23 protein-coding genes are annotated in these 26,164 nt (G+C 40.7%); 6 read left to right on the forward strand and 17 right to left on the reverse strand.

Annotated features, from left to right (window positions below; translation table 11 throughout):
* Positions 1 to 136: 136 nt before the first annotated feature.
* The 4 genes from MTF68_RS19670 to MTF68_RS03600 all read right to left on the reverse strand — a co-directional run bounded on the left by MTF68_RS19670 (position 137) and on the right by MTF68_RS03600 (position 2,521).
* Entirely contained in the window at positions 137 to 259 is a 123-nt protein-coding gene (locus MTF68_RS19670; protein ID WP_004588125.1) for a hypothetical protein, read from the reverse strand.
* Positions 260 to 331: 72 nt separating this feature from the next.
* Positions 332 to 1,084: a putative DNA-binding domain-containing protein gene (locus MTF68_RS03590; protein ID WP_248461683.1), complete on the reverse strand. Its 753-nt coding sequence runs from the start codon at positions 1,082 to 1,084 to the stop codon at positions 332 to 334.
* A gap of 10 nt (positions 1,085 to 1,094) precedes the next feature.
* Complete coding sequence (locus tag MTF68_RS03595) at positions 1,095 to 1,922, reverse strand: DUF692 domain-containing protein (RefSeq protein ID WP_095206655.1); 828 nt, start codon at positions 1,920 to 1,922, stop codon at positions 1,095 to 1,097.
* 113 nt (positions 1,923 to 2,035) lie between these two features.
* Positions 2,036 to 2,521 carry a hypothetical protein gene (locus MTF68_RS03600; protein WP_024033363.1) on the reverse strand — a complete coding sequence of 162 codons (486 nt, stop codon included), beginning with the start codon at positions 2,519 to 2,521 and terminating at the stop codon, positions 2,036 to 2,038.
* 227 nt (positions 2,522 to 2,748) lie between these two features.
* Here MTF68_RS03600 and MTF68_RS03605 point away from each other — a divergent pair, with 227 nt between their 5' ends.
* Complete coding sequence (locus tag MTF68_RS03605; protein ID WP_248450812.1) at positions 2,749 to 3,729, forward strand: tRNA-dihydrouridine synthase; 981 nt, start codon at positions 2,749 to 2,751, stop codon at positions 3,727 to 3,729.
* Between the two features lie 57 nt (positions 3,730 to 3,786).
* Positions 3,787 to 4,119 carry a hypothetical protein gene (locus MTF68_RS03610; RefSeq protein ID WP_004588130.1) on the forward strand — a complete coding sequence of 111 codons (333 nt, stop codon included), beginning with the start codon at positions 3,787 to 3,789 and terminating at the stop codon, positions 4,117 to 4,119.
* A 4-nt stretch (positions 4,120 to 4,123) separates the two neighbouring features.
* Here MTF68_RS03610 and MTF68_RS03615 read toward each other — a convergent pair whose 3' ends face one another.
* The 9 genes from MTF68_RS03615 to pyrC form a co-directional block, all read right to left on the reverse strand.
* Positions 4,124 to 5,167, reverse strand: a complete 1,044-nt coding sequence (locus tag MTF68_RS03615) for a hypothetical protein (RefSeq protein ID WP_248461684.1) — start codon at positions 5,165 to 5,167, stop codon at positions 4,124 to 4,126.
* A gap of 63 nt (positions 5,168 to 5,230) precedes the next feature.
* Positions 5,231 to 6,490: a hypothetical protein gene (locus MTF68_RS03620; RefSeq protein ID WP_004588132.1), complete on the reverse strand. Its 1,260-nt coding sequence runs from the start codon at positions 6,488 to 6,490 to the stop codon at positions 5,231 to 5,233.
* An 11-nt stretch (positions 6,491 to 6,501) separates the two neighbouring features.
* Positions 6,502 to 7,116: an energy transducer TonB gene (locus MTF68_RS03625; protein ID WP_004588133.1), complete on the reverse strand. Its 615-nt coding sequence runs from the start codon at positions 7,114 to 7,116 to the stop codon at positions 6,502 to 6,504.
* Positions 7,116 to 7,520 (reverse strand): biopolymer transporter ExbD, encoded by a 405-nt coding sequence (locus MTF68_RS03630; protein WP_004588134.1) that lies wholly within the window; start codon positions 7,518 to 7,520, stop codon positions 7,116 to 7,118. The genes MTF68_RS03625 and MTF68_RS03630 overlap by 1 nt, the downstream gene beginning before the upstream one ends.
* 14 nt (positions 7,521 to 7,534) lie before the next feature.
* Positions 7,535 to 8,059 carry a MotA/TolQ/ExbB proton channel family protein gene (locus MTF68_RS03635; RefSeq protein WP_004588135.1) on the reverse strand — a complete coding sequence of 175 codons (525 nt, stop codon included), beginning with the start codon at positions 8,057 to 8,059 and terminating at the stop codon, positions 7,535 to 7,537.
* Complete coding sequence (locus tag MTF68_RS03640) at positions 8,059 to 9,423, reverse strand: MotA/TolQ/ExbB proton channel family protein (RefSeq protein WP_004588136.1); 1,365 nt, start codon at positions 9,421 to 9,423, stop codon at positions 8,059 to 8,061. Before MTF68_RS03640 ends, MTF68_RS03635 begins: the two co-directional genes overlap by 1 nt.
* A 7-nt stretch (positions 9,424 to 9,430) precedes the next feature.
* Positions 9,431 to 10,201 (reverse strand): DUF3450 domain-containing protein, encoded by a 771-nt coding sequence (locus tag MTF68_RS03645; RefSeq protein WP_004588137.1) that lies wholly within the window; start codon positions 10,199 to 10,201, stop codon positions 9,431 to 9,433.
* A gap of 863 nt (positions 10,202 to 11,064) precedes the next feature.
* Positions 11,065 to 11,268: a cold-shock protein gene (locus MTF68_RS03650; RefSeq protein ID WP_004588138.1), complete on the reverse strand. Its 204-nt coding sequence runs from the start codon at positions 11,266 to 11,268 to the stop codon at positions 11,065 to 11,067.
* 468 nt (positions 11,269 to 11,736) lie between these two features.
* Positions 11,737 to 12,786, reverse strand: a complete 1,050-nt coding sequence (gene pyrC / locus MTF68_RS03655; protein ID WP_248461685.1) for a dihydroorotase — start codon at positions 12,784 to 12,786, stop codon at positions 11,737 to 11,739.
* Between the two features lie 214 nt (positions 12,787 to 13,000).
* Between pyrC and MTF68_RS03660 the strand changes: the two genes are divergently transcribed.
* The 3 genes from MTF68_RS03660 (at position 13,001) to MTF68_RS03670 (ending at position 17,528) form a co-directional block, all read left to right on the forward strand.
* Complete coding sequence (locus MTF68_RS03660) at positions 13,001 to 15,370, forward strand: GGDEF domain-containing protein (RefSeq protein WP_248461686.1); 2,370 nt, start codon at positions 13,001 to 13,003, stop codon at positions 15,368 to 15,370.
* A 454-nt stretch (positions 15,371 to 15,824) separates the two neighbouring features.
* Positions 15,825 to 16,712, forward strand: coding sequence for a LysR substrate-binding domain-containing protein (locus MTF68_RS03665; protein WP_004588141.1), 888 nt, complete (start codon positions 15,825 to 15,827; stop codon positions 16,710 to 16,712).
* A gap of 51 nt (positions 16,713 to 16,763) precedes the next feature.
* Positions 16,764 to 17,528, forward strand: coding sequence for an ElyC/SanA/YdcF family protein (locus MTF68_RS03670; RefSeq protein ID WP_248461687.1), 765 nt, complete (start codon positions 16,764 to 16,766; stop codon positions 17,526 to 17,528).
* Positions 17,529 to 17,539: 11 nt separating this feature from the next.
* On the opposite strand, the gene MTF68_RS03675 is transcribed toward MTF68_RS03670, so the two are convergent.
* A complete protein-coding gene (locus MTF68_RS03675) occupies positions 17,540 to 18,292 on the reverse strand; it encodes a Nif3-like dinuclear metal center hexameric protein (RefSeq protein ID WP_248461688.1) in 753 nt (250 codons plus the stop codon).
* Between the two features lie 150 nt (positions 18,293 to 18,442).
* Here MTF68_RS03675 and MTF68_RS03680 point away from each other — a divergent pair, with 150 nt between their 5' ends.
* Positions 18,443 to 18,811 (forward strand): hypothetical protein, encoded by a 369-nt coding sequence (locus MTF68_RS03680; RefSeq protein ID WP_004588144.1) that lies wholly within the window; start codon positions 18,443 to 18,445, stop codon positions 18,809 to 18,811.
* Between the two features lie 141 nt (positions 18,812 to 18,952).
* On the opposite strand, the gene MTF68_RS03685 is transcribed toward MTF68_RS03680, so the two are convergent.
* The 3 genes from MTF68_RS03685 to MTF68_RS03695 all read right to left on the reverse strand — a co-directional run bounded on the left by MTF68_RS03685 (position 18,953) and on the right by MTF68_RS03695 (position 25,998).
* Positions 18,953 to 22,129 (reverse strand): amidohydrolase family protein, encoded by a 3,177-nt coding sequence (locus MTF68_RS03685; protein WP_248461689.1) that lies wholly within the window; start codon positions 22,127 to 22,129, stop codon positions 18,953 to 18,955.
* Positions 22,130 to 22,226: 97 nt separating this feature from the next.
* Positions 22,227 to 23,051 carry a M90 family metallopeptidase gene (locus tag MTF68_RS03690; protein WP_004588146.1) on the reverse strand — a complete coding sequence of 275 codons (825 nt, stop codon included), beginning with the start codon at positions 23,049 to 23,051 and terminating at the stop codon, positions 22,227 to 22,229.
* 58 nt (positions 23,052 to 23,109) lie between these two features.
* A complete protein-coding gene (locus tag MTF68_RS03695) occupies positions 23,110 to 25,998 on the reverse strand; it encodes a two-component regulator propeller domain-containing protein (protein ID WP_348983606.1) in 2,889 nt (962 codons plus the stop codon).
* Positions 25,999 to 26,164 lie beyond the last annotated feature (166 nt).

Here is a 26,164-nt window from a genome sequence, read left to right on the forward strand (position 1 = left end):
CTGATTATAACCTTAACTGACGTTAAAATGCGAGTTTGCTGTTATTAATACCGAGGTGGTTTGAAAATTATAAGGGTGGAGGAAGAAAAGAAGCTTAAGGCTGATATAAACAACAGCCTTAATAGAGCAAGGAGCTTTAAGTTAGGCTTGTGATCCAGCCCAAAATCGCATTTAAACAGCCAATACCCACAAAAACTGCTAAAAAAGCAATAAAGTAAGTAGCGTTAAACGGATCTTTAAAGTCTTTATCATCTGACATTGGTATAACCTTTTTTTAAGCACGACAAATAAGGCTGCCATGATAGACGAAGTAAAAACATCTATAAAGACCTTAATGTTGATTTTTTGTCACGATAATACCGCGCTCACACATTGCATTAAGCGTACTTAACGCACCATGCGCAATTTGTTGTTCGCTAAAATTAGGCGCGTGGACTAAAACCTGCTGGCATACACTCTCAAAGTCAATGCCCGCATTGGATTCTATTATTGAAAGTAGCAAGGCGGTCATTGCATTTGTAGCTAAAAACTGTACGTCGTAGTTATCATCTCTGTATACAACAAAGTAATTAGGCTGCTCAGATGGCGTGCTGGGTTTATACTCTGTGCTGATATTTTGCACCGCATATTGGTAGCTTAAATTACGCGCTACACTCGATAAGTAAAGTGTAGAACTGGTTAGTTCAGTGCTTTTTAAGCGTTGCTCGTTGGTATCTTCATTAGCCACGGAAACATCAAGCTCTATCCACTCATAATGTGCCAGCTCCAGCATAAATGCATAATCGTACTCTTGCAGGGTATAGCTGCTCGATAAGTAATTAATAAATTCCCCCGCTATGTCTAAAAAGTAAGGCGACTTACAGTCATGCTCACTAAAAAAAGCCCTTATTAATTTTTGCCATTGCTGCTGTGTATATAAAGTTTTAAGCACCGGAAAACCAGATGAGATAAACCCTGCAATATTATTAAAAAATAAGTCACGGTAAATCGCCATGCGTCTATCTTCAATATCGTTAGGCTTTGGGTTATGCTCAGGCTCACGTATGTGCGCCATAAACTCATTTTGGCTGTCAATAAAGCTCATATTTCTTCCTTTATGCTAATTGCTGAGTAGGCGATGCGCATAACTGCTTATTTTGTAAATCGTGAATAATATCAAGCTCTTTTGTTAGTGTATTTATACTTGGAATATTAAAATCACGCTCTAATAAGGTAGGAAACACCCCATGCGCTTGGTACGCTTTATCAAGCAAGTCCCATACGGGGTCAATAACATCAGCGCCGTGGGTATCAACAATTAAATCATCGGCTTCATTGTAGTGCCCAGCTACGTGCCCATATGCAATGCGTTTTGAAGGTAACCCTAATAAAAACGCTTCGGCGTTGTAACCATGATTAATTGAATTAACATAAATATTATTTACATCAAGGAGTAGCTTACAATCAGCTTGCTCTAAAATCGTGTTTGTAAATTCAAGCTCTGATAACTGCTGGCCAGGCGCCGCATAATAAGAGACATTTTCGATGGCTATTTGGCGCTCTAAAATATCTTGCACTTGTTTGATGCGAGGTACAACGTGTGCAATGGCATCTTCAGTAAAAGGGATTGGCATTAAATCGTACATATGCCCTTTTCCAGAGCAGTAACTTAGGTGCTCACTGAATAGTTTAATGTTGTGCTGATCAAAAAACGTTTTTAGCGATTTAACAAATTCAATATCAAGAGGTTCAGGCGAGCCGATAGAAAGCGATAAACCATGGCAAACAAAATTATTGGCGTCAGTTAAGGTTTTAAATTGTTTTTTAAAGCGCCCTCCCAGCTTAAGCCAGTTTTCAGGCGCTACTTCCATAAAATCAATTTGCTTTGGTGTATGCGCTAGTAATTCATCAAGCATCTCTCGACGAAGACCTAAGCCCACCATCCCAAATGCTGAGTTTTGTGTTGCTCTCATCATTATCTCCTAAAACAAAAAGGGCCTTTTGGCCCTTTTAGCATAACGTATATCTGAGTAAATCAGGTACTTAAATCAGCCTGTTATTGGCCGCCACATTTGCCTTCGCCGCATTTACCTTCTTTTTTACCTTTTGCGTCGCCGCCACATTTACCTTCGCCGCACTTACCTTCTTTTTTGCCTTTTGCGTCGCCACCACATTTGCCTTCGCCGCATTTACCTTCTTTTTTGCCTTTAGCGTCGCCGCCACATTTGCCTTCGCCGCACTTACCTTCTTTTTTACCTTTTGCGTCGCCGCCACATTTGCCTTCGCCGCACTTACCTTCTTTTTTACCTTTTGCGTCGCCACCACATTTGCCTTCGCCGCACTTACCTTCTTTTTTACCTTTTGCGTCGCCGCCACATTTGCCTTCACCGCACTTACCTTCTGCCGCATCAAGCTGGTATCCGGTTACTAGCTGTTGAAATTCAAATGGGTTTGCTTGTGCATCTGCAGAGGCAAAACTTGCAGAGCCAACAACTACTGCACCTAAGGTTAACGCGATTGAGTTTTTCTTTACTGTATTCATTGTATGACTCTCTTATATAAGTGTGTATTAAGATAACGCAAACTAATTATTGTCAATTATGCGTTGCTTGTATAATTAAATAGACCTGCTATCAAATAAAAACTTTCATTTATTTTCATTTTTTTTACTTTTAAATTTATACATACAAATATGGGCAGTAATTTAACTTTTATCAAACCATACTTTGCAGGTACACTACGCACCCGTTTTTTCAATAAAAATACTCTATGAAACTTGTTTTAGCGCCTATGGAAGGTGTTGTTGATTTTAAAATGCGCCAACTTCTTACCAATATTGGTGGCTTTGACCTATGCGTAACAGAATTTGTTAGAGTAATTGATAAATGTTTACCGGCTAAAGTTTTTCATCGCTATTGCCCTGAACTCAATAATAACGGTTTAACCAAAGCCGGTACTCCTGTGCGCGTACAGTTATTAGGGCAAGTGGCCGACGTATTAGCAGAAAATGCGGTTAGAGCTATCGAATTAGGCTCCCACGGTATAGATCTTAATTTTGGCTGCCCTGCAAAAACGGTAAATAAAAGCCGCGGGGGCGCTGTACTGCTAAAAGACCCTGACCATATGTATGACATAATCAAAGCGGTAAGGGATGCGGTAGATAGTAAACATCAAGTAAGCGCTAAAATACGCTTGGGCTTTGATGATGATAGCAATAGCCAAGAAATTGTAGATGCCGTTGTAAGCGCCGGTGCAGATAGTATTGCAATACATGCCCGTACTAAGCGTGACGGTTATAACCCACCTGCATACTGGGAAAAAATCCCTCCGCTAATAAAAGGTAAAAACATAGCCGTGGTTGCCAACGGTGAAATTTGGCAAGTGGAAGATGCCCTACTTTGCCAATCCCGAAGCCAGTGTAGCGATTTAATGCTAGGGCGCGGTGCCCTTTCTCACCCTGATTTAGCGAAAAAAATTAAAGCTCATGTTAATAATGAACAATATAATGGCCTAGAGTGGGAACATATAATTTATCATTTGATTCACTCTGCTATTCATCAAGACCCCACACAAGATGAAAAATATTTTGCCTCTCGTACTAAACAATGGCTTGGTTATCTAAAACGCCAATACCCACAAGCTAATGCACTATTTGATGAAATAAGACGTCTTAAAGTAAAAGGTGATGTAGCCCAAGTTTTAAAAAAATACGCTAAGTCTCCGCAACTTGATTCAAATCATAGCGTATAAGCAGCGCAGCTCAGATAATACCGGTATAACGAAACGCTAAATGAAGGTTATACCAATATGCTTTATCAGCAACAACTGCACAGTGAAATAGCACACGTTAAATCAGTAATATTAGCGATGCTGAGCCAATCAGCACACCCTGCCCATCTTAAGCTACGTGACGTTATATTAACTAGCCAGCATAACGAATGGCTTGACACTGCCACCTACCACTTAGGTCCTGAATATCAAACTTTAGTTAATAGGCTGACAGAATTAGAAGCGGCAATAAGCCAAATTGATATTGGTCAATACGGCTATTGCTGCGATTGTGAAGAAGCAATTTCTGAGCGGTTACTTAAAAAAGACCCTGCAACACAGCGCTGTGAAATGTGTGCTAAGCGCACATAAGCGTTTAAAGTGTTAATAGTTGCTCGGCAAAACTAAAAGCGTGGCCTGGGTAAAGCACACTATCTTCAACTAAATACTGCGCATCGCGCTGTGAAATAGCTAATCGTTTTACTAAGTTCACTTTTGCCTGAGATAAAGTCCATGCATGGTAGTGTATGCCCACATCGGTTTCCATTAGCGCAAGCATTAACCTTTTATCTTCTGGGCTTAGCTGGCTGTTTTTAGCCATAGCTGGCAACAGCATGTAATCAGTTTGCCAATCAATCCCTTTTACTTTTGGCGCTGTGCTTAAATATTGGCTAATAAATGAAGTACTATGATGCTCGATATAGCTCAAATTAGGTGCAGTGTGCGAGTTCATTTGAAGATGCTGATTAATAGTATCAACCCATTGCAAAGGCGACTTAACTGCCCCACTGAAGTAATTTAGTTTACTTTGATACCATTCACTGCCATTAGCAAGTCCACGTAAGCCAATGCTTCCCCTTGGTTTGTACTGGGCCAAGTAATCATTAAACTCTGCAATCTGGACTTTTAAATCGTTTACGCTAGATTGTTTTAATAGTGACGTTTGTAAGTAACCCTGCAGGAGGTTTAATTCAACCTTGTTTAATCTCAAATTGCTTTGCAGCGCACTATCTAATTGATCTTGAGTGAACTTAAGCCACTCAATTACCTCGTTAGCCTTAGTAATTTGCATTTGCGCTGATAATAAGTTCTCTAACACATTCACCTGTGCAGGCCAGCTGAAAAAGCGCTCAGGAAAACGCTCAGCAATAATTAAGTAATTTAGCTGCTTTGTTTGCGCGTTTGAAAGAGTCATTGTTTGTAGGCGCTGATACATCTGATGACGAAGCGATAAATACGCTGAGGAAAAAGGCAGTACTTGTTCAGTGGATACACTTTCAGTGCCCACAGGCTTTAGCGCCGTGTTTAAACTTTTAATACTCTGCTGCGCAGCATCATAAGATTCAAAAGGCGGTGGTTGTTTTGAACAAGCAACCAAAAACAGACTAAATAGGACAGACAAAAAATGCGTTTTATTCATTATAAATTCCAATAAAAAAAGCCCCATAGGGGCTTTTTATATAATTGCTAAAACAAATTAAAGTTAAATTTTAACACCGTTGCGAGCGGCTTTATCTTTAATAAATGTAGACCAACCTTTAGCAAACTTACGTGTGCGTGGGTCGTCCATTGCTTTAGTAATAGCAGCATAAGCTTGCTTGTATTTAGCTTGGTAGTAGTACGCTTCAGCTAAATCTGAATAAATGGTGCCTTTTTTGTCAGAGCCAAGCTCTAACGCTTTGTTCAAACGAACAACAGCAGCACTAAAGTTCTCAGATTGTAAAAGTAACGATCCTGCTTTGCGGTAAAGCTCTGCATCGTCGTCAAATTTAGCAGCTTCTTCGTAGTACTTAGCAGCTTTTTCGATGTCTTTAGAACGGTGGTAGTTACTAGCAATTGCGTTAACATTTTGCTTAGTACGCTTAACTTTGTCTTCTTTAATCGCATTTTCAAGGGTTTTAGCCGCTTTAAATGGAATTTCGTTTAAAGAGTAAAAGTTAGAAAGTACTTTGTAATCTACTTCCGCTTCAAAATAGCCATTTTTGAATGCTACTTCCATGGTCGCTAGACCTTTAGAGTAGTCTTCGGTTTGTAGGTAGTATTTACCTAAACTAACCCAGGCTTTTTTGTCATCTGGCCAAACTCGTACAATCTCTTCACCAATTTTCACCATGTTGGCGTAATCTTTAAGTTCAAAGTAAGAACCTAATTTTAATTGGTAAGGGGCCTTGTTAGGCTCCTTTTGTAAAGAGATTGCCTTGTCGGCAGGTTTAAAAACATCACGAAACTGACCTAACTGATAGTTAGCTTGCGCAATACGAGTATACACTTTAGGGTCTTCTTCGCCGGTGAAGTCCATCCAAGCTGTATAAGCTTTTTTGGCTTCTTGGAACTTTTCAGTACCTGCGTATAAATCACCTAATAGCTTTAAAGTTTGCTCGTGATCTGCGAAGTTTAAAATATCAGGGGCAACAGCTTGTCTAGAGTATTTAATCGCTTCATCGTACTTCTCTTTTTGCGCGTACATGCTACCTAAGTAACGATTTACAGTCGCTTTATCGAAGTCGTTCGATGCGTCAATCTCTTTTAACAAGGCAATTGCTTCATCAATTTTGTCTTCGTTGTACAAGTCAAACGCTTTAATTACCTTTTTACCAGTACGCTCGCCCATGATTTTAGTCTTGGCTTTTTTACGCTCTTCAATTTTAGCGTAATCCGGCGCTGCTAATACAGGTGCAGTTATAGCTGCACCTGACACAGACATAAGAATTGCAAGAGCAGTTACTTTAGATAAATTTCTCATTACTCGCCTCCTTAGCCTTGGTTAAGTTTAAAGTCTAGTTGAACTTGTAAACCAACTTGTTTCTGTGGTTTACCGTCAATAATTTTAGGACGGTATTTCCACTTGCGTAATGCACGTTTAGCTTCACGGTCAAAGATACGTTTTGGTTCTGCGTCAATAACTTGAACGTCAGTCACGCCACCTAACTCATCAATTGTGAACGAAAGTTGTACCCAACCTTCTTTACCATCACGCGCTGCTTGCGTTGGATATTTTGGTTCAATACGAACGATAGGTGTCGCATCACCATCTCGTCCAAATGCACCTGGACCACTTAGTCCACCAGCCGAACTTCCTACATCAATGCTACCCATGTTAAATGACATAGCACCAGGGTTAGGATTGTTATTCTCCGGCTGTGGCGGCTGCGGTTTAGGCGGCTGCTTTGGCGGTGGCGGAGGCGGAGGCGGAACACGCTTCCTCTCCTGCACCTTAGATTCAGGCGGATTCGTCATTATTTCGACTATGATCTGCTCTTTTTGTTCAGTATTACGGTCAGCCCCACCAGAGATGAGGTAAGCCATGAAGTAGAACAAGCCGAAAGTAACTGCCCCACCTGCAATCAGTGAAAACAGAAAACGAATCATTACTGATCTCCAGCTATTGAAATTCTCAGGTTGTCACCTGTCGCTTTGATCTGGTCCATAACTTTAACCACTACGCCGTGCTTTGCTTCTTTATCAGCTTGCAAAATCACAACATCAGTAGGTTGTTCTGCTAATAAACTTTCGATTTTTGCTGAAACACGTTCAACATCAACTTGTTGTTTATCAATCCAGATAGCACCATCACTGCGAATAGCAACAAAAATGTTAGCATTTTTTTGCTTCGTAGCTTGGGCCGCTTTAGGTTTATTGACCTCGATACCAGCCTCTTTAACGAACGATGTAGTTACGATAAAGAAAATAAGCATGATAAATACGATGTCAAGCATTGGCGTCATATCTACCGCTGCTTCTTCTTCTTCACGAAAACGTTGTTTACGTGCCATATTTAATTCTCTCTCTAGTGATGAGGCATGCTATCTACAAGTTTGGCTTTCACCATTCTCGCTCTTGCCTCAAGGCGTGAGCTAAAGAAAACTCCAGATAGTGCCGCAACCATTCCAGCCATTGTTGGGATTGTTGCCATTGAAATACCTGATGCCATTAAACGTGCATTACCAGTACCTTGGGTTGCCATGGTTTCGAAAACCGCGATCATACCCGTTACAGTTCCAAGTAAGCCTATTAAAGGACAAACAGCTACTAATGTTTTAATCAACAACATACGCTGATCTAATTTTTCAGACGCTTCAGAAATCCATGCTTCACGGATTCTGTGTGCGTACCAAGACGTAGTGTCTTGGCGGGCATCCCACTTCGCTACAATATCCTTCGTTAAACGAGGAAATTCAGCAAGTAGGAACCAATAGCGCTCAATCATTAAAACCCACATAAGAAAGAGTGCTATCGCGACCACGTATAATACCTGGCCGCCTGTGCCAACAAAATCCCTGATAGATTCCCATATCTCCATCAGGACTAGCATTAGGCTTTCTCCTTCTCCGCGTGAGTAGCAACGATACCTGCGCTTTGCTCATCAAGGATATGTAATACTGACTTACTACGACCTGCAACAATTGAATGAAGTAGGATAAGTGGTAGTGCAGCAATTAGACCTAGCGCTGTAGTTACAAGAGCTAGAGAGATGTTACCAGCCATGATCTTCGGATCGCCCGTACCGAACAATGTGATTGTTTGGAACGTTAAGATCATACCGATTACTGTACCTAGTAGACCAAGTAACGGTGCGATTGCAGCAAGAATCTTGATGATGTTGATGCCAGCTTCAACACGTGGCGTTTCACGTAAGATAGCTTCATCAAGTTTAAGCTCAAGGTTTTCAACGTCTTGGCTCTTGTTGTCATGGTACACTTTAAGAATACGACCCAGTGGGTTGTTTGTATTCGGTGTAGACAAGTTTTTAAGCTGAGACTTGATCTTAGAAGTAGTAAGCGCTAAGTCAACGAAACGTACTAAGAAGATTAGTAGACCAACAGCTAATAAAACTGTGATGATGTAACCAACTTCAGCACCTTGCTCGTAGTATTCCATAAGTGTTTTCTTCTGCGTGTTGATACGTAAGATTGCACCACGAGTCGGGTCAATGTATACGCCAGCGTAATTGTCAGAAGAAGTACCTTCAAGAGCAGAGATACCATCTAAAATGTAGCTATCAGGTTGTTTACCTAAAGGCTGAATAGATTTTGTCTCTGGCGAGTAGATTAAGTAACCTTCGTCAGTAACTAAGTTAAAGTTACCAATACGTGTTACTTGCTTAACTGTAGAGTTACCGTCAAGACCTGACACTTCAGTTTCAAAAGTAGAAACTTTTGCTGACTCAGTCATTTCTGTTTGAAGTGCAATCCAAAGTTCTTCAAGTTCACGAACTGTTGGAAGCTCTTTAGCAGCTGCTAATGAACGAAGTACTTCTGCACGGCCTGGCTTTTCAGCACTTACTAGTGAAGCTTCGATAGAACCGATAGCGTCTTGCGCTGCACGACGTACAACACCAAACATTTCACCAAGAGTACCTTGTGCGTTTTGAAGCGCTTGCTCTTTTTCAGCTAATGTATTTTCGTTTTGTGCATATTGCTTAGCTAAGCTGTCACCGCGTGCTTTTTCAGACGCTAATTGGCTTTTTGCTTTGTTAAGTAATGCTTGCTTGTCAGCACGTTCTGATAAGAACTCTTGCTCACGTTGCTTATTGATTTTACCTTCAGAGATACGTTCTTGCTTTACTTGCTCAAGAATTTTATCTAAAGCATCAGTATTTGCATGTGCATTAAGCGCGGTACCTGCAGAAACAGATAGTACTGCTGCAACAGCAAAACCTTTAAATAGTTTCTTCATTATTCGATTACTCCGCGCCAAAGATTGGTAGTTTAACAAGTTCTAGTGTCGCTTGCTTACGCGCCATACGAATCACTTCTTTAACTGGTTTTAGGTATTCTTCACCTAATTCTTTCCACTCTTTAGTGTTGTTGTCCCACACCCAAGCGTGTTTTAAGTCAAAAGATTGTGCTACGTAAGTGATACGACCTAAACGACCGATATCAACGTTAATGTTTTTACCATCAACTTCTAAAGTACCTTGAGAAGCAGTTACAGCCGAGCTGTAAGCAGTTTCAACTGTGTATGCTTCAAGAACTTGGCGGAATTTCTCAGACGTCGTTACAGACGCAGAAGCCATGATTTCACGAAGTCTTTCTACACGAGCAAGACGAGAATCAAGATTGAACGGAACGTCCGCTTTGATGAATTGCTCAAGCGTATCGATCATGCGATACATCAAAGGCACAACGTTTTGTTTAGTGTTGTCGATAGTAGCGATTTGACGGTCAAACGATTCGATTGACGCATTTTGGTCAGCGACCAAACGTGCTACGTGATCGTTGTACACTTTCATAAGTTCAGTCTCATCAACAATACTACGGTACTCAGCGATTAGCTCTTGAGTTTGACCGTATACGTTGTCAATTTTAGTTTGAGACTTAACAGCAGCCTTTTGAATTTGCTGACCTGCTTTTTGCACGTCATTCAAAGGATCTGCAATCACATTGCTGCTTGCAAATGCAAAAGCGCCAACCAACGCAGATGCTACAAGACTCTTTCTGATTTTAACAGACATAGTTCCCAACCAATTAAGTAATGTTACTTTTATAATTTAATTATCAACCTTATTAAGGATGACAACCCTGATATCTTTTAATAGATATCAACCCTCCAATAATGCTAAATGCAATACGCCCTGTCAACTTGATGTTAGCTATTCTAAGTAAATAAATACCTTGAAAAAGCTAAAACTAAAGTATTACAAAAAATACTGTTAACATAAATGCAACCAGCATTAAGCCGTTTTAGCATTATATAGCCCCTTTAAAATTAAACACTAGTTAAAAATTAGACACTTACATGAAACAAAAATGCAACATCTAAACAAAACTGAATTACACCTTAAAAAAAAACAAAAATAATAAAAATGTGACAATTTGATGAACTAGATTTGGTTAAATTAGTCTAAAAACACATCTTAACTTACAAATCCTGCGCTTCATCGTATAAAAATACAACAATTCGAAAGTGGTTTTGAGATGATGTATAAATATTACTGCATTTAAGTTAATGGCTTTAACTTTGCTAAGCCCAAGTTAAGCCTTATTAAAGTTAGTAAAACACTCAGTTAATTACACGGTTTTTAATACACACTATGCGTGTGCTAAATGTATTGTTTAACCTTGGTAAGTATGCAGATTATGAGCTGTTAGTGTATTGAAGCGGCGTTGCTATTTAATAGGATTATTAACTAGCAAAATGGGAAATATGTTAAACGTGTTTGAAGCTATAGCAAGAAGTTAAATTTAAACGTTTGACTGTATTAGGGAGTGAACAAACAATATTAGAGAGTATAAAAACAATGAGGAAGATTTTTAGGAATTATGGTGAAACAGAAAACTGCTTCACCAAGATGAACTAAGGTTCACATAATTAAAATTATGCTACTTCTACGTTCTCAGCTTCAGGGCCTTTTTGACCTTGTTTGATGCTGAAAGTCACTGCTTGACCTTCGCTAAGAGTGCGAAAACCAGAACCAGTGATTGCGCTGAAATGTACAAACACGTCAGGACCATTTTCTTGTTCAATGAAACCAAAGCCTTTAGCTTCGTTGAAAAATTTTACTTTACCAGTAACCGACATACTAAATTTTCCTGTAAGTCAATAATTAAAATTCAGCCATATTATTATGGCTATATCCTCCCTGAGTCAGTGCCCAAAATTCTGGAGGTATAGTACAGGAACAAGTTTTAACCTAACCGGTAACCTTAAACGCAGCACAATATCCGTAAATTCAATACGCAAAAACTCAAAGCAAGTTAAGGTTAACACATTAATTTTTTTTTGGCTCTATTAATTAAGATTTATTTACTCAGAACAAAAATAAATAAAGCATTATGTGTAAGCGGTTATTTTTAAAGCTAAAATTGAACAAAAAACGGCAGCTTTGTTGCTCGTAATTGTAACAAATCATGTATAACAGCTTAGCTTTACAAATAAAGCCCCTCGTAAAGAGCGTTAAATCTCAGGTAAAGATTGAATTTCAAGCAAATAAAAAGCCGTACAGCAAGCTATACGGCTTTAATACAATGCTAATTTAATGCACTTTAATTACTTAACCTGCCAGTCAATCGTAGCTTCTGCTTTAATAGGCACAACTTGTGAGTCACCAAGTGTGTAACTTGCGGGAACTTGCCAAGGGCTTTTTTCTAGGGTAATTGTATCGGTGTTACGGGCAAGTCCGTAAAAGTCAGGCCCAAAATGGCTTGCAAAGCCCTCTAGTTTGTCCAGCTCGCCCGCCTCTTCAAAGGCTTCGGCGTAAAGTTCAATCGCAGCATGTGCTGTATAGGCGCCAGCACAACCACATGCCGCTTCCTTTTTATCTTTATAATGTGGTGCTGAGTCAGTCCCTAAAAAGAACTTTTTATTTCCGCTTATAGCTGCTGCCATTAACGCTTGTTGGTGAATATTGCGCTTTAAAATAGGTAAACAGTAATAATGCGGACGTATGCCACCAGCTAACATGTGGTTACGGTTGTACAATAAGTGATGCGCGGTAATAGTTGCCGCCACATTTTGCGGCGCGGCTGTTACAAAATCAACGGCGTCTTTTGTCGTAATGTGTTCTAGCACTATTTTCAGCTTTGGAAAATCCGCTACAACATCGCCTAAAATCGTCTCTAAAAATACTTTTTCACGGTCAAAAATATCTATTGATGAATCAGTCACTTCACCATGCACTAATAACAGCATGCCCACGTCTTGCATCGCTTCTAATAAAGGGTAAATATTCTTTACTGATGTAACCCCTGAGTCTGAATTAGTGGTTGCCCCTGCTGGGTACAACTTGGCAGCAACAATTTTGCCCGTTGCTTTGGCTTTTTTAATTTCTTCAGGTGTGGTTCTATCGGTTAGGTAAAGCACCATTAAGGGTTCAAAGTTGCCCTGCGGCCCCGCTGCCATAATTCGCTCTCGATAAGCTAGCGCTAAATCAGTGCTCGTTGCTGGCGGTACAAGGTTTGGCATTATGATGGCGCGGCCCATGTAGCGGCTAATATCACGTACTGTATCTTTAAGTTGCTCACCATCACGTAAATGGACATGCCAATCATCAGGACGAGTTATGGTTAATGTGTTTTTTGAATCGGTATTAATGCTCATTACTTTTTTCCACGGCTGAATTTATCCGATCATAGGCATATGGAAAGATCTAGTAAAGTGTTATCTAAACTATTCCCCTCTATGAGTGCTGCAAAATGCTATTGGGTTTAAGTTTAACGACGATTACACTCGTTTAAGCGTTTTATTTTGAACATGCTTTAAATTTGGGTTAACTTATCAGTGCTAACATAAATAAAAAGAATAAAATTACCCTATGTCGAATCATATCGATACCTATAAAGCGCTCGAAGTTAAAACTGAACAACTGAGCATAATAAATCAGTTTTCCTCAAGCTTATTACAGCTCGATACCCTAGAAGAGTTATTTGAGTATGTAACCACTCAAGTAGTAAACCGCCTTGGGTTTGTTGATTGTGTTATTTACCTGGCTGATGAAACACGTTTACAGCTAAATCAAGTCGCTTCTATGGGCATAACCCACACCAGGGACGAATACCAAGCAGAGCGCAAAGTTATTGGCTTTAACGAAGGTATAACCGGTTATGTTGCCCGCACAGGCACAGCTATTATTATTGGCGATGTAACGCAAGACCCTCGCTACATTGCTGATGAACGCCCTGCTCAATCAGAGTTATGTGTGCCACTTATATACAAGGATCATGTTTTAGGGGTTATTGATTGTGAACATCCAATAAAAAACTACTTCACAAACGCCCATCTAGAAATATTAACCACGGTTGCGCACTTATTAAGTGCTAAGCTAAACCAAGTAAACACGGTCAATAGCTTAACGCACACAGTAAAACAGTTAAATGATGCGCAAAAGCTTGAAAACAGCTTACTGCAAATCGCTAATTTAACGTATAAAGCCAGTAACCTAGATACCTTTTTTGAAGCTCTTCACAGCATAATAAATAGCTTACTTCCTGCAGATAACTTTTTTATTGCCCTTTACGATAAGCAAGTAGACATACTCGATTTGGTTTACATCGTTGAAGAAGGCATTCAAACGCACGCCCACAAAAAAATATCAAAAGAGCAATTAAAAGACACAGCTTCGTATTACCTACTAAAATCAGACCGTGTACTGCTATTAAATCAAAACGATTATCAACAACATATAGATAACGGCGACTTTAAACTTGTTGGCCGTCTTTCTGAATCCTGGCTAGGTGTGCCTTTTAAAGCAAATGATAGAATAAGCGGTGTAATTGTTGTTCAAAGTTACGATAAAAAGCTGCATTACAACGAACACGACAGCGCCCTTTTAACCTACGTAAGTAGGCAAATTAGTATGGCCATAGATAGGCAGCTTGCAAGGCAAGAGCTTGAACACAAAGCATTGCATGATGAGCTAACAGGCCTCGCTAATCGCTCGTTACTTATTGAGCGTATTAAACATGCAATTTTGCGTTTATCGCGTGTTAAAAAAGGCACGAGCCATGCCTTGCTTTATTTAGATTTTGATCGATTTAAAAGTATCAATGATTCGCTTGGCCATGAGGTTGGCGATCACTTTTTAATTGAGATTTGTGAGCTCATAAAAGGCACCGTCAGAAACACTGATACGTTTGCACGCCTTGGTGGCGACGAATTTGCTATTTTTATGGAAAACATCACGCACCGAAACCAGGTTAGCGAAGCGTTAAAACGAATAAACACAGCCCTTGCTAAGCCACTTAATGTGGATAGTCATTTATTGCAAGCATCAACCAGCATTGGCATCGCCTTTAGCGAAAGCAGCGACGATAAAGCCTATTTGTTATTACAGCAAGCCGATGCCGCTATGTACGAAGCTAAATCAAGCGGGCGTGGCCAAGTTAAGTTTTTTAATAACACCATGCGTAAAAAGCTCAAAACACATGCCGATATAGAAAACGACTTACAACACGGCATTGAACACAACGAATTTGAGCTTTATTTTCAGCCTATTTTTACTATAGCGACAAGCGAAGTTGTCGGCTTTGAGGCATTAGTGAGATGGCACCATCCTAAAAAAGGGTTTGTGCCACCAAATGAGTTTATTCCGATAGCCGAAACCACTGGGCAAATTATTAACCTCGATTTGCACTTGCTTGACCTCGCAGCCCAACATATTGCGCACTGGCACACATTAGGGCATCGCTTTTTAAAAGTAACGGTCAATGTGTCATCGCGTCATTTTGCCAGCCTCGACTTTGTTGCCCAAGTTCACGCATTGTATAATAAATACCAACTGCCTTTAGGGTCGTTGTGTTTAGAAATCACTGAATCAGGGCTTATTGCTAACCTTGATTTAGCAACCCAAATAATAGAAGGGCTTGCCCCACTTAAAGTGAAGTTATGCTTGGATGACTTTGGTACTGGATACTCAGCACTTGGTTACTTACACCAATTACCTATTCATATTTTAAAAATAGATAAAAGCTTTATCGATCACCTCAACAAAACCAATAACCCATTAGTAGAGGCCATTCTCTCATTAGCGCAATCACTAAACTTTGAAGTTGTGGCTGAGGGAATCGAAACCCAAGAGCAACTAAATATTTTACAAGCCACTCAATGTAATTACGGGCAAGGCTTTTTAAAGTCAAAACCAGTTACAGCACAACACGCCATTAAACTTATCCATAAACCGCTGTAGTAGCTGTTATCCAAAGGCTTACTTTTTCACAACCAAAAGATATAAAAAGTAAGCCCCGTAATACCCATTCGTTTATTTAAGCGCTCAGTTTTGAAGTAATAAAAACATGTTGTTGCTGTTTAAGCTTTAGCCCATTAAAAACAGACCTGTTATTGCGCGTTGTGATAATTACTTATCCCTCTTAAAAACCAGTGCCATTTATTAAGCTGCCCTGCCCATAACGCTGCTTTTAACAGCCGCTGCATAACCCAACAAAACAACTTGAGCTAAACTCATGCCAAACTCATCAAACCAGTAGCAACCAAAGTACTCACATTAGTTAATTTAACTTTAAGGGGTTATTTTAGTAAATAATAGATTATTTTAGCCATCTAGACGTTGAAACGTTTTTTGTAAAGGCGTAGTATGTAGTCAATCTGAGCCAAACTCACTTTTCCCTTGAGAATTATTAAAGATGATTGATATAAAACACCTGAAAACTATTGCGACATTAAAAGACACCGGATCGTTAGTTAATACAGCCCGGGAATTATTTTTAACGCAATCAGCTTTATCTCATCAAATTAAAGACTTAGAAAACAAATTAGACTGCCAATTATTTGAAAGAAAAACGCAACCTGTGCGCTTTACGCCACAAGGAATGCTATTACTCGAACTTGCCAACGAAGTTTTACCTAAAGTAGAAGCCACTAAGTGCCGTTTAAAAGAAAGCCTTAATCAACCTATTTCCCAACTGCGCTTAAGTGTTGAATGCCATGCGTGTTTTCATTGGCTGCTTCCTACTATTAAAGAATTTAATAATTTTTGGCCAGATATTAAAATTGACTACGAACGCGGCTTTAGCTACGACGCTATACCAGATTTACTCAACGATGAGCTCGACTTAGTATTGACCTCAGATATACGCGATCCTGATAAACTTGAATACGCTCACTTATTTGATTTTAAATTAAAGCTTATCGTCGCCCCTGATCACGACCTAGCTAAAAAAGCATATGTAACGGCGCTTGATTTAAAAAACGAAACCATTATTTCGTATCCTATTCCGCGCGAGCGACAAGATATATTTAAACACTTTATTCAAAATGCCCGCTTTGACGGCACCTTAAAAAATGTAGACCAAGGCTTATTAATTTTTCAGCTAGTGAGTGCAGGAATGGGTGTAGCAGCGCTGCCTGATTGGTTGGTAACACCTTACGAAAGCCAAGGTTTAATTAAATCTATCCCGCTTGGTGCACTAGGCCTAACCCGCCCTATGTACCTAGCCATGAAAAAAGACATGAAAGACAACCCCGTTTATCGCCATTTTTTAAATACCTGTAAGCAAAATAACGGTCGATAAATCACAAACGAATAAGTAACATAAGGCCTATTGTGTTTTATGTTGCTTTTTATGTTTGAATTAAAAAAATTATTAGGTGGCTTAATTATGCCGCTACCACTATTTGGTTTACTTGCGTTTGTAATGCTAGTGTTGGCGTTTCGTGAACGTAAGTCTGCTTTAGTAATCGCAAGCTTAAGTCTATTGGCGCTTTTAGTATTAAGTACGCCGTTTGCTGCGCATCAACTGATTAAAAACAATGAGCCCGCGTCATTGGCTTTTAATGCACTAAAACACCCAACCCTTGATAAAATTGTTGTACTGGGTTGCAACATAAACCCTAACCCCGCTTTAAGCGCTAATAATCAGCTAGGAAACTGTGCGCTTACTCGCTTGGTAGAAGGGGTTAAGCTTGCAAAAAAAAACCCTAATGCAACGCTTATCGTATCTGGCGGTGGCTATAATAAAGTAACAAATAGCGCGTTAATGAGCCAAACAGCAATAAATTTAGGGGTGAGTAAAAACCGCATAAAACAAAACCCACAGGCGATGGATACAGCCGCAGAAGCCAAACTCCTCGCGCCTAAGCTCGTTGATTTTAAGGTTGCACTGGTTACGTCTGTGCTACATATGCCGCGCTCAATAAACTTGTTTAATGCCCAAGGCATTGAGGTAATTCCTGCCGCTACGGATTATCACAATTTTGCGGCTTTACCTTTGTATAAACAATTTATACCAAATGCTGAGGCATTACGTGTAGTAACGCAATATGCCCATGAAGTGATTGGGTATGCGTGGATAAGTATGCGCCGCTGGATAAACCCAGAGGCGCTGTAGTATATATAAATTTATACTGGGTTATCTATATCTATAAAGCTCACATCAAAACCATGTTCTTTGGCAAGTAGCTCACCAAGGGCTTTAATTCCGTAACGCTCGGTTGCATGATGCCCTGCTGCAAAAAAGTCTATATTTTGCTCTCGCGAGCTGTGAATAGTTTGCTCTGAGGCTTCACCCGTTAGGTATGCATCAATCCCCTGCTCTGCTGCTAAGTCGATATAACCTTGCCCACCTCCTGTACACAGGGCAATGGTGTTAATTTTTTCGTCGCGTACAACACTACTTAAAGGCTCGCGGTTTAAAACTTTGGCTATTTTATTTGCAAACTCGCTACCTGTAAGCGGAGTTTTTAACCGTCCTTTCATAGCAACGCTATTAGTAATGGGTTCAAGCCCTGTCTCTATTTCAATATCGAGCAAATTAGCAAGCTGGGCGTTGTTACCTATAACAGGGTGAATATCAAGCGGTAAATGATAGGCAAATAAATTAATATCGTGCGCTAACAAAGCCCCAATACGGCGTTTTTTCATGCCTGTAATAGGTTGCGATTCACCTTTCCAAAAATAACCATGGTGGACCAAAACAGCATCGGCTTTTTTTTCTATCGCTGCATCAATGAGTGCTTGGCTTGCAGTCACCCCCGTAACAATCGTTCTGATTTCATTTTTACCTTCGACTTGCAGCCCATTAGGACAAAAATCTTTAATTGTGTGAGGCTTTAAAATGTCGTTTAACAGTTGGTTAAATTCTCTACGTTGCATACTTATTACCTTACTCAGCACTGAATTTTGTGCAAATTTTGGCGTTTATGGGGCTAAAATGGAAGGAAAATCGCAAAAAATTGAAAAACAGTTGGAAAATAGGTATAAATACGGCTTCTTTATCTGTGTTCACAACGTATAGGGTCTCTGATGAGCAAACTAGACAAAACAGAAGTTTTATCTGCCTTTGAAGCTGCATATGAAGCTGCCAATGGTAAAAAACCTGAAATTACTACAAAACCTGGCTGGTACAGCATCGATGGTGGCAAAAACTTACGCCTAGCTGATGTAGCAGAGCTAACGAAAGAATTAAGCTCTGGCAAATCGCCTGCACAAGCTGAGCAAAAAGCGCCTGCGAAAAAAACTAAAACTAAAGCTGCTGCGCCTGTTAAAGCACAAAAAACAGCGCCGTTTACTGTTGTAACACAAAGCGAAGACGGCTACACAGCTGAAGAGCTTTGGATTGTTGAGCTTGCAAGTAAAGATCACGACTGTCGCTTACCGCGCGGTGTTGTTTAAACAACATGTGATTAATAAAAAAGCCGCGTTAAGCGGTTTTTTTGTGCCTGTTTATCACCTTCTATCAATTCGCTTTATTAAATAATTTATTTTGAGCTAAAAAAAAGCGGCTAATAGCCGCTTTTTAAACGTGTATTACAATTATAGCTTTTCAAAATAAAGTGGTTTTCGCTGCTTTTTACCCACTTCGTTCATTGTGCTTGCATCAAATAAGCGCCCATTGATCATGGTGTAATCGACTTTATCTGAATCGCGAATATTTTTCAGCGGATCGCCATCAATAACAATTAAATCGGCAAGCTTACCTACTTCTAGCGAGCCTATATTTTTATCAAGCCCCAAGTATTTAGCAGGGTCAAGCGTAGAGGCTCTAATTGCTTCAAGTGAACTCATACCGCCTTGAGCAAACATCCACATTTCCCAATGTGCACCTAAGCCCTCGCGTTGTCCGTGAGCACCTAAATTTACCAGTACACCTAAATCTTGCAGCTCTTTAGCAACACGGGCGTTATTAAAGTGGTTATAGTGATAATCGGGCGCTTTTACTCGGCGCATAGCACGTGGCAACAGCTGATTTTTAGGCACAAACTTACTTAAACGCGGGTGATTCCACACATCTGTTTTATCGTACCAGTAGTTTTCTCCCCAAATTCCACCATAGGCGACAACAAGCGTTGGGGTATAACCAACATCACTTTGCGACCATAATTGTTTTATATCATCGTAAATATGCTCAACCGGAATTGAGTGTTCAATGCCCGTATGCCCATCTACAACCATACTTAAGTTATGTTGTAGCAGTGAGCCGCCCTCTGGCACAACCATCATCTCAAGCTCACGCCCTGCTTCAATAACTTGTTGGCGCTGCTCACGGCGTGGCTGGTTGTACGATTTAACACTAAACGCCCCAACCTTTTTAAGACGCTCTAAATGAAATTTAGCATCATCTAGCGAATCAATATGCGAGGTGTAACCAGGCATATTTGCTCCATATAAAATGGTGCCGGTAGAAAAAATACGTGGCCCGACAATCATGCCGGCTTTTTGCATTTCACTGGCGGTAAATATTTCAGAGGTATCGTTTGATGGATCATGAATTGTTGTGACACCTAACGCTAAACCAGCATAGTTTTTCCAGTTTTGCTGAGGAATAATTTCATCGCTGGCTTGTGAGCCATGTGCATGCGCATCAACAATCCCAGGCATAATTGTTTTACCTGCTACATCGATAATTTCAGCCCCTTTGGGGATCGTTACCTCATCAGCAGTACCCATTGCTTTAATGCGTTTACCGTCTGTGATGATGACACCATTTTCAATGACTTGCTCACCCTTCATGGTAATAATGCTGGCGCCCTTTAGCGCAATCATGCCCTTTGGTGCAGCCATTTTTTTACTAAAGCTAATATTCTCACCGCTTTTTACTTTAAAGTCGGCATCATCGGCTTTATCAATAGCAAACATACCATCAAGGCTTGCATGGTATAGCTCGGGCCCTAAGCTCCAGTAGAGTGTGTTACTTTGAGCACTCCAACTTATATTTTCACCCGCACGCACAGACAACTGCTCAATAGGAAACTGGTTATCTTTAGGGCTTATTGTGATAGGTGAGCCGCTTTCTACCAGCGGGGTAACAAATACTTTAAAGCGCTCAGCAAACGCTAAGTATTTACCATCTGGTGAGACTCGAAATTCAGTCGCATGCTCTGATTCGTAAAGTTTACGAACGTTTTTAGTTTCAAGCTCCACAACACTTAAGGTAGGCTTAGGCCAAGGGCTCATGATAAATACACGGTCATTGGCGCTACCAAACTGAGGTTGATACCCACTTTTAGAAATAAGCTCGCTCTCTCCCCCTTTTGCACTTACTTTATAAATACCAGGGTTAAGTGACCACTTAGGATTTAAAATACTTCCGCCGGTGGCTTTACGATAAACGATTGTTTTGCCGTCAGGACTAAAAGTTGGCTCAACGTATTTACCCGGCTCGCGAGTTAGCGCCTCGCCGCGCCCGCTACGGGCGGAAACAACGCGTACAGTGCCTTGCTGAGTATCACTCCACGTGGTGTAAACAATCTTTTTACCATCGCGGGAGTACTGCGGGAACAGCTCATAATGATCAGTTTGTTTGGTTAAGCGCTTAATTTTACCAGAGTCTAAATCGCGTTTATAAATATAACCTAATGCTTCAAAAATCGCAGTTTCACCATCGGGACTAACCTGCACGTTGCGCAACATTTTTACATCAAACTCATCGGTATCTAAATTTTGAGTAAAGCGTACCGCGGTTTGTATTTTTTTACTGGTGTTTACTTTAAAGGGAACACGCGCAACAGCTTTATCATCAACAGCAATTTTATGTATCGAACCGGAAGCCCAAAACACCAGCTCTTCGTTATCTGGGGTCCACGCAATGGTCGGATACACACCATGAATAGCCCAAGTTTCTTGCATATCGCGTTCAAGCTTGTCATAAAGCTTGGTGTGCTCGCCACTGGTTAGGTCGTATAAGTACAAGCTTGTTTGAAAGTCATCACGTCTTATATAGGCAAGCTTTTTACCATCAGGTGAAGGTGTGGGTCTTATCGCACCGCCCATGCCTTGTATTATGGTTTCTATTTCGCCTGTTTCTCTATCGTAGCGCTTAATTTTATAAATACCGGCAACAGAATCTTTAGAGTAGTGAAAGGTTTTACCTGGTGTCGCGTCATGAGAAAAATAAACATAGCGCCCATCTGGTGAGAACATTGGCTCACCTAAGTCTTTTTGGTCGTTCTCACGTTTAGTAAGCTGAACACCTTTACCACCCGCTTTGTGATAGAGCCACACTTCTCCAGCCCCTAGTGAGCGACTAGCGGTAAAGTGTTTGCGTGCGACAAGGTAATCGCCATCAGGGCTCCATGCGGGGCTGTTTAAAAGTCTAAAGGTTTCGTCAGTCACAGCGTGTTGATTGCTACCATCAACGTCCATAACCCAAATATTATCACCACCGCCTTGATCTGAGGTAAACGCAATGTGTTTACCATCAGGGCTAAAGCGAGGCTGCATTTGCCAAGCAATATCTGAGGTGAGTTTAGTTGCTTCACCTCCGCTTATAGGCATAGTGTAAATGTCGCCAAGTAAGTCAAACACTAGCGTGTTGCCATCAGGACTAACATCAATGTTCATCCATGTGCCTTGCTCTGTGCTAATGGTGGCATCTACAAACTCGCCTTTTGGTGAGTCTACCTGCCACTTTTCTTGCTCTTCGTTTGCGTGCGGCTGACCTATTGCAAGGGCGACTGATAAAGCCAGTGCAGTGTGAAGCATTTTTTTCATGCATTTCTCGCTTGTTATTATTGCAGTTAAACTCTCTAACACGATTGCAACAAAAACAGCGCTAACTTGCCAGCGTTATCAGACCAAGTACCAAAAATTAATGCCAAACTATGGGGTCAAATTGGTAGTAATCCACCAGCATTCTATAAATTTCAGGGTCGTGTTGCCTAAGCTGCGCCGGCTTTTCTAAAAAGGTCTCTGTGAGTACTGCAAAAAACTCAGCCTCGTTGGTGGCCCCATAACTATGAATAACGTGAGGCATGTTATAAGCAACATGACTTTTTAACTGCACAAAGGCACGGCTAAACACTCGGGCCCACTCTTTATAAGCATTGGGGGTTTTTAATAATGGAGTGCCAGTGGTTTTTCCGGTTTCTTGGTCTAACTGGTGAGCAAATTCATGAAACACTAAATTATGGCCATCGCTTGGTAAACGGTTGCCTTCAAGTACATCATGCCAACTTAGCACTAACGTGCCACCAGGCCACGACTCACCTAAGCGTACCGCGTTGTGGTAACTAACCAGCCCAGCACTATCTCGTGTAGATTGCGGCGCATAATACGCACTGGGGTAGAGTAAAATTTCTTTCACGTTTTTATAAAGTGGCCAAGGTTTATTAAGCACTAACACACAGGCATCGGCAGCAACTATCAGCTTCATGGCGGGGGTTAGCTTTAGTCCGTCTCGGCCTAAAAAGCGTTTCTCATTTAAAAACCATATTATGTGGCGCTCAAGCTTGGCTCTGTCGTTATCCGTCATCTTTTTATAGATAGGCATGCAACGAAGGAGTATTTCTTTTTGTTGAGAGTTTAAAACCGCGTTTTTATATTTTTTATTCCAAAGCCAGTTTTGTAGTGCCTGCCAGCGCCAATAAATTACAACAAAAATAGCCAAAGCAAAAATGAGTAGCCCGTTTATCATGGGGACATCCAAAATAAGTTAGTCTCTTATTAATATGTGCGCATTCACTCATTTTCAATCAGATAATTTCTGTGCAATTTCGTCCGCTATTTTTAGCTTTGTATAATGCTTGATCTGCCCGCGATAAAAGGCGGTCGTAATCACCGACGTTGGTTGAGTCAGACAAGCCAAAACTGGCTGTTACACTTAACCCCTCACCAATGGCCGAAAAGTCATGCTGTGCAATGCTCTCGCGCAGTGCTTCGCATATGATTTTTGCTTCGTCGGCGGTTTTATCTGCAAAAACAATTGTAAACTCTTCACCGCCCCAACGTGCTATATGCTGGTTTTCTTGGCAGCCATTTTTAAGCAGCTCTGCAATAGTACAAATCACTTTGTCGCCAATAATATGCGACCAGTTATCGTTAATCCGCTTAAAGTGATCAATATCCAGTATAGCTATGGCTAACGGCCGGTTTTGCTGTTTGTAAGTGGCAAAGTTATGGGCAAGCCAGCTATCAAAAGCACGCCTGTTAGGCATGTCGGTAAGTTGGTCGTGCGTTGCTTGGTATGCAAACGCATTGGCTTGCGTTTGTAGGTCTTGGGTTTGTTTTTCTACGCGATTAGTCAACTCTATTTCTATTTTTTTGTAGTGGTATAAACGGTATTTGTATATAGCAAAAATAACCATTAAAAATAATACAAATACTGCAAACTTAAATTGCGGTTTTTGCCAAAAAAATGACTGAATTACAATATTTACAGCTTGCTGATTATCTTGCCACTGTGCGTTAGGGTAACTTGCTCGTACCATAAAGGTATATTCCCCTGGCGGTAAGTTAGTGTACTCAGCACCGGTCATATGTTGGCGATTAACCCATTTATCGTTAAAGCCCTTTAATTGGGTTTGAAAATTTAATCGCTGCGGCATAATAAAGCTCAGCCCTGCATAATGAAACGATAAACGAGAAACCCCCGGAGGCAAAAATACCGACTCCCCTTCAAGCGGAAGCGCAATAGGCTTACCATCTACAAAAATATTTTCAATAATGGTCGGCAGCGCAATTTGCGTTGATGCTTGTAAGCGCGCTGGTTTTACGGTACTCACACCCTTTGCGGTTGCAAACCAAATACTCCCATCGTTATGCGTTACAGCCGAAGGGGTTGAACCTCCGTTGGCCTGCGCACTTAACATCCCATCGCCTTCATCATACAGTTGATAGTTAAGCACGGGTGCTTTAGCGCTCGCGGGAGCGTCGAGGATTTGCTGTATATGATTTTTATCGATTTGAATAATTCCGCGATTGCTCGAGAGCCAAAATGAGCCATTGTGCGGCACCACTTGAAATAGTTTATCGATAGGTAAACCTTGCTCTAAGCCAAGCATGGCCATTTTTCCGCTTGTTAGCTCATAGCGTATTAAGCCTCTATCTGTGGCCATCCATGTATAGGTCTCATCAATATAAAACCCAAACGCATATTGCGCAGAAAACTCACGAGGGAATTCAACCGTTGTAAATTGCTCACTAACAATATCAAATACCACTACCCCATTGCCGGTGCCTACCCAAATATTGCCTGCGTTATCTTCACTAAGTGCAAGTACAAACCCACTTGGTAAGTCTTTTTTATTTGTAAATTGATTTAAGCTGCCATCTTCATTGATGCGCGTCAGCCCCATGGCAGAGCCTATCCACAAACGGTTTTTAGAATCAAATAATAAAGCCCTTACTTCGTTACTCCCAAGGCCAGTGCTACGATTAATAAACGGGGTAAAGGTATTATTAACTATTTTTAAAACACCTGAGGTATACGTACCTGCCCACACGCTACCATCGGGTGCTTCGTGTAAACTGAGCACAGAATAAGGACTGCTTTCTTTAGAGCCTGAAACCAAGGTAGCGCGGTTGTTTTTTATTATATTTAAGCCAGAGCTTCCCCCCACCCATAAACTGCCATCGGAGTGAGAAAGCACTGTGCGGGTATAATCCCCCGCTAAACCTCTTTTTTGGGTCCACGATGAAAACGGCGACTCACGCAGGCGAAACAATCCGGCGTTTGTGCCAATCCAAATACTGTTTTCTCTATCTTGTAACAAAGATAAAATACGGTTGGCGGGTAATCCGTTATTGGCATCTAACTGCTCTACGCCATCAGGCGATAACCTAAACACCCCTTTATTAATTGTGCCAAACCATAAATCTCCATGGTTATCCTCTAATAAGCTAGAAATAGATTCATTGCTAAGCTTTTCATGTATTGGCTGAAACTGCGCATTGGTTTTGATCCACGCGCCTTTTTCACTTCCCACAATAAGCGAGCCACCACGAGTAATTAATAAGTTATAGACAGGTGCATTTGGTAAACCAAAGTGTGGTGTCATTAAGGTCGGTATTTTGTTGTGTATTTTATAAAGGCCTGCACTGGTTGCTGCCCAAATAACCCCATCGTGATCTTCTATAACCCGATAAGCACTCACATTTTTAATAATTGCAAGGTCGGTATCGCTGTTATGTTCACGATAAAACACGCCGTCGTTTTCAAGAGCTAACCATAGGCTTTGATCAGCACTTTCAATTAAATGATTAACCATGGTTGATGCTGATCGCTTGGTATCCCACTGCCTATGTTGATATAAGCTAATTCCTCCGCGCGACCCCGCTATGTATAACCCACCACTATTTGTGGGAGTGAGTGCCCTTAAACCCGAGTCGGGTAAGTTATTAATATGAGCACGGGTTAATATTGTAAACTCTTGGCCATTAAAACGTGCCAAACCTTCCCATGTAGCAACCCATAAGTAGCCATCTTGGGTTTGCGTAACGCTATTAATACTGTTGTGTGGCAATCCAGAGCGGGTATTCCATGTTTCAGAAAAATAATCACTTAACGGTAAACGGGTTTGCTCTTGGGCTTCACATAAAAACATGACGAAAAAAGAACATATAATGCTTAATTGTCTCATCATCAACTGCCTTAGTTATTCTTTTACTTGTGTGTAAGCGTTTTATCGTTATTTAAAAGGAGTAGGAAAGAATTTACTTGGCACTGAGCACACCAAAATTGTGCGCTCCAACAAAGCGTTAAAATCCCTATACGCATTGGGTGAATACACTAGGGTTTGTTTAAGCGCT

This window comes from Pseudoalteromonas sp. 2CM37A, assembly GCF_023161885.1.
GTDB lineage: Bacteria > Pseudomonadota > Gammaproteobacteria > Enterobacterales > Alteromonadaceae > Pseudoalteromonas > Pseudoalteromonas atlantica.

Bases quoted from the DNA above. Each gene is read 5' to 3' on its own strand.
- MTF68_RS19670 (WP_004588125.1), bottom strand. From the start codon at position 259: ATGTCAGATGATAAAGACTTTAAAGATCCGTTTAACGCTACTTACTTT.
- MTF68_RS03590 (WP_248461683.1), bottom strand. From the start codon at position 1,084: ATGAGCTTTATTGACAGCCAAAATGAGTTTATGGCGCACATACGTGAG.
- MTF68_RS03595 (WP_095206655.1), bottom strand. From the start codon at position 1,922: ATGGTGGGCTTAGGTCTTCGTCGAGAGATGCTTGATGAATTACTAGCG.
- MTF68_RS03600 (WP_024033363.1), bottom strand. From the start codon at position 2,521: ATGAATACAGTAAAGAAAAACTCAATCGCGTTAACCTTAGGTGCAGTA.
- MTF68_RS03605 (WP_248450812.1), top strand. From the start codon at position 2,749: ATGAAACTTGTTTTAGCGCCTATGGAAGGTGTTGTTGATTTTAAAATG.
- MTF68_RS03610 (WP_004588130.1), top strand. From the start codon at position 3,787: ATGCTTTATCAGCAACAACTGCACAGTGAAATAGCACACGTTAAATCA.
- MTF68_RS03615 (WP_248461684.1), bottom strand. From the start codon at position 5,167: ATGAATAAAACGCATTTTTTGTCTGTCCTATTTAGTCTGTTTTTGGTT.
- MTF68_RS03620 (WP_004588132.1), bottom strand. From the start codon at position 6,490: ATGAGAAATTTATCTAAAGTAACTGCTCTTGCAATTCTTATGTCTGTG.
- MTF68_RS03625 (WP_004588133.1), bottom strand. From the start codon at position 7,116: ATGATTCGTTTTCTGTTTTCACTGATTGCAGGTGGGGCAGTTACTTTC.
- MTF68_RS03630 (WP_004588134.1), bottom strand. From the start codon at position 7,520: ATGGCACGTAAACAACGTTTTCGTGAAGAAGAAGAAGCAGCGGTAGAT.
- MTF68_RS03635 (WP_004588135.1), bottom strand. From the start codon at position 8,059: ATGCTAGTCCTGATGGAGATATGGGAATCTATCAGGGATTTTGTTGGC.
- MTF68_RS03640 (WP_004588136.1), bottom strand. From the start codon at position 9,423: ATGAAGAAACTATTTAAAGGTTTTGCTGTTGCAGCAGTACTATCTGTT.
- MTF68_RS03645 (WP_004588137.1), bottom strand. From the start codon at position 10,201: ATGTCTGTTAAAATCAGAAAGAGTCTTGTAGCATCTGCGTTGGTTGGC.
- MTF68_RS03650 (WP_004588138.1), bottom strand. From the start codon at position 11,268: ATGTCGGTTACTGGTAAAGTAAAATTTTTCAACGAAGCTAAAGGCTTT.
- pyrC (WP_248461685.1), bottom strand. From the start codon at position 12,786: ATGAGCATTAATACCGATTCAAAAAACACATTAACCATAACTCGTCCT.
- MTF68_RS03660 (WP_248461686.1), top strand. From the start codon at position 13,001: ATGTCGAATCATATCGATACCTATAAAGCGCTCGAAGTTAAAACTGAA.
- MTF68_RS03665 (WP_004588141.1), top strand. From the start codon at position 15,825: ATGATTGATATAAAACACCTGAAAACTATTGCGACATTAAAAGACACC.
- MTF68_RS03670 (WP_248461687.1), top strand. From the start codon at position 16,764: ATGTTTGAATTAAAAAAATTATTAGGTGGCTTAATTATGCCGCTACCA.
- MTF68_RS03675 (WP_248461688.1), bottom strand. From the start codon at position 18,292: ATGCAACGTAGAGAATTTAACCAACTGTTAAACGACATTTTAAAGCCT.
- MTF68_RS03680 (WP_004588144.1), top strand. From the start codon at position 18,443: ATGAGCAAACTAGACAAAACAGAAGTTTTATCTGCCTTTGAAGCTGCA.
- MTF68_RS03685 (WP_248461689.1), bottom strand. From the start codon at position 22,129: ATGAAAAAAATGCTTCACACTGCACTGGCTTTATCAGTCGCCCTTGCA.
- MTF68_RS03690 (WP_004588146.1), bottom strand. From the start codon at position 23,051: ATGATAAACGGGCTACTCATTTTTGCTTTGGCTATTTTTGTTGTAATT.
- MTF68_RS03695 (WP_348983606.1), bottom strand. From the start codon at position 25,998: ATGATGAGACAATTAAGCATTATATGTTCTTTTTTCGTCATGTTTTTA.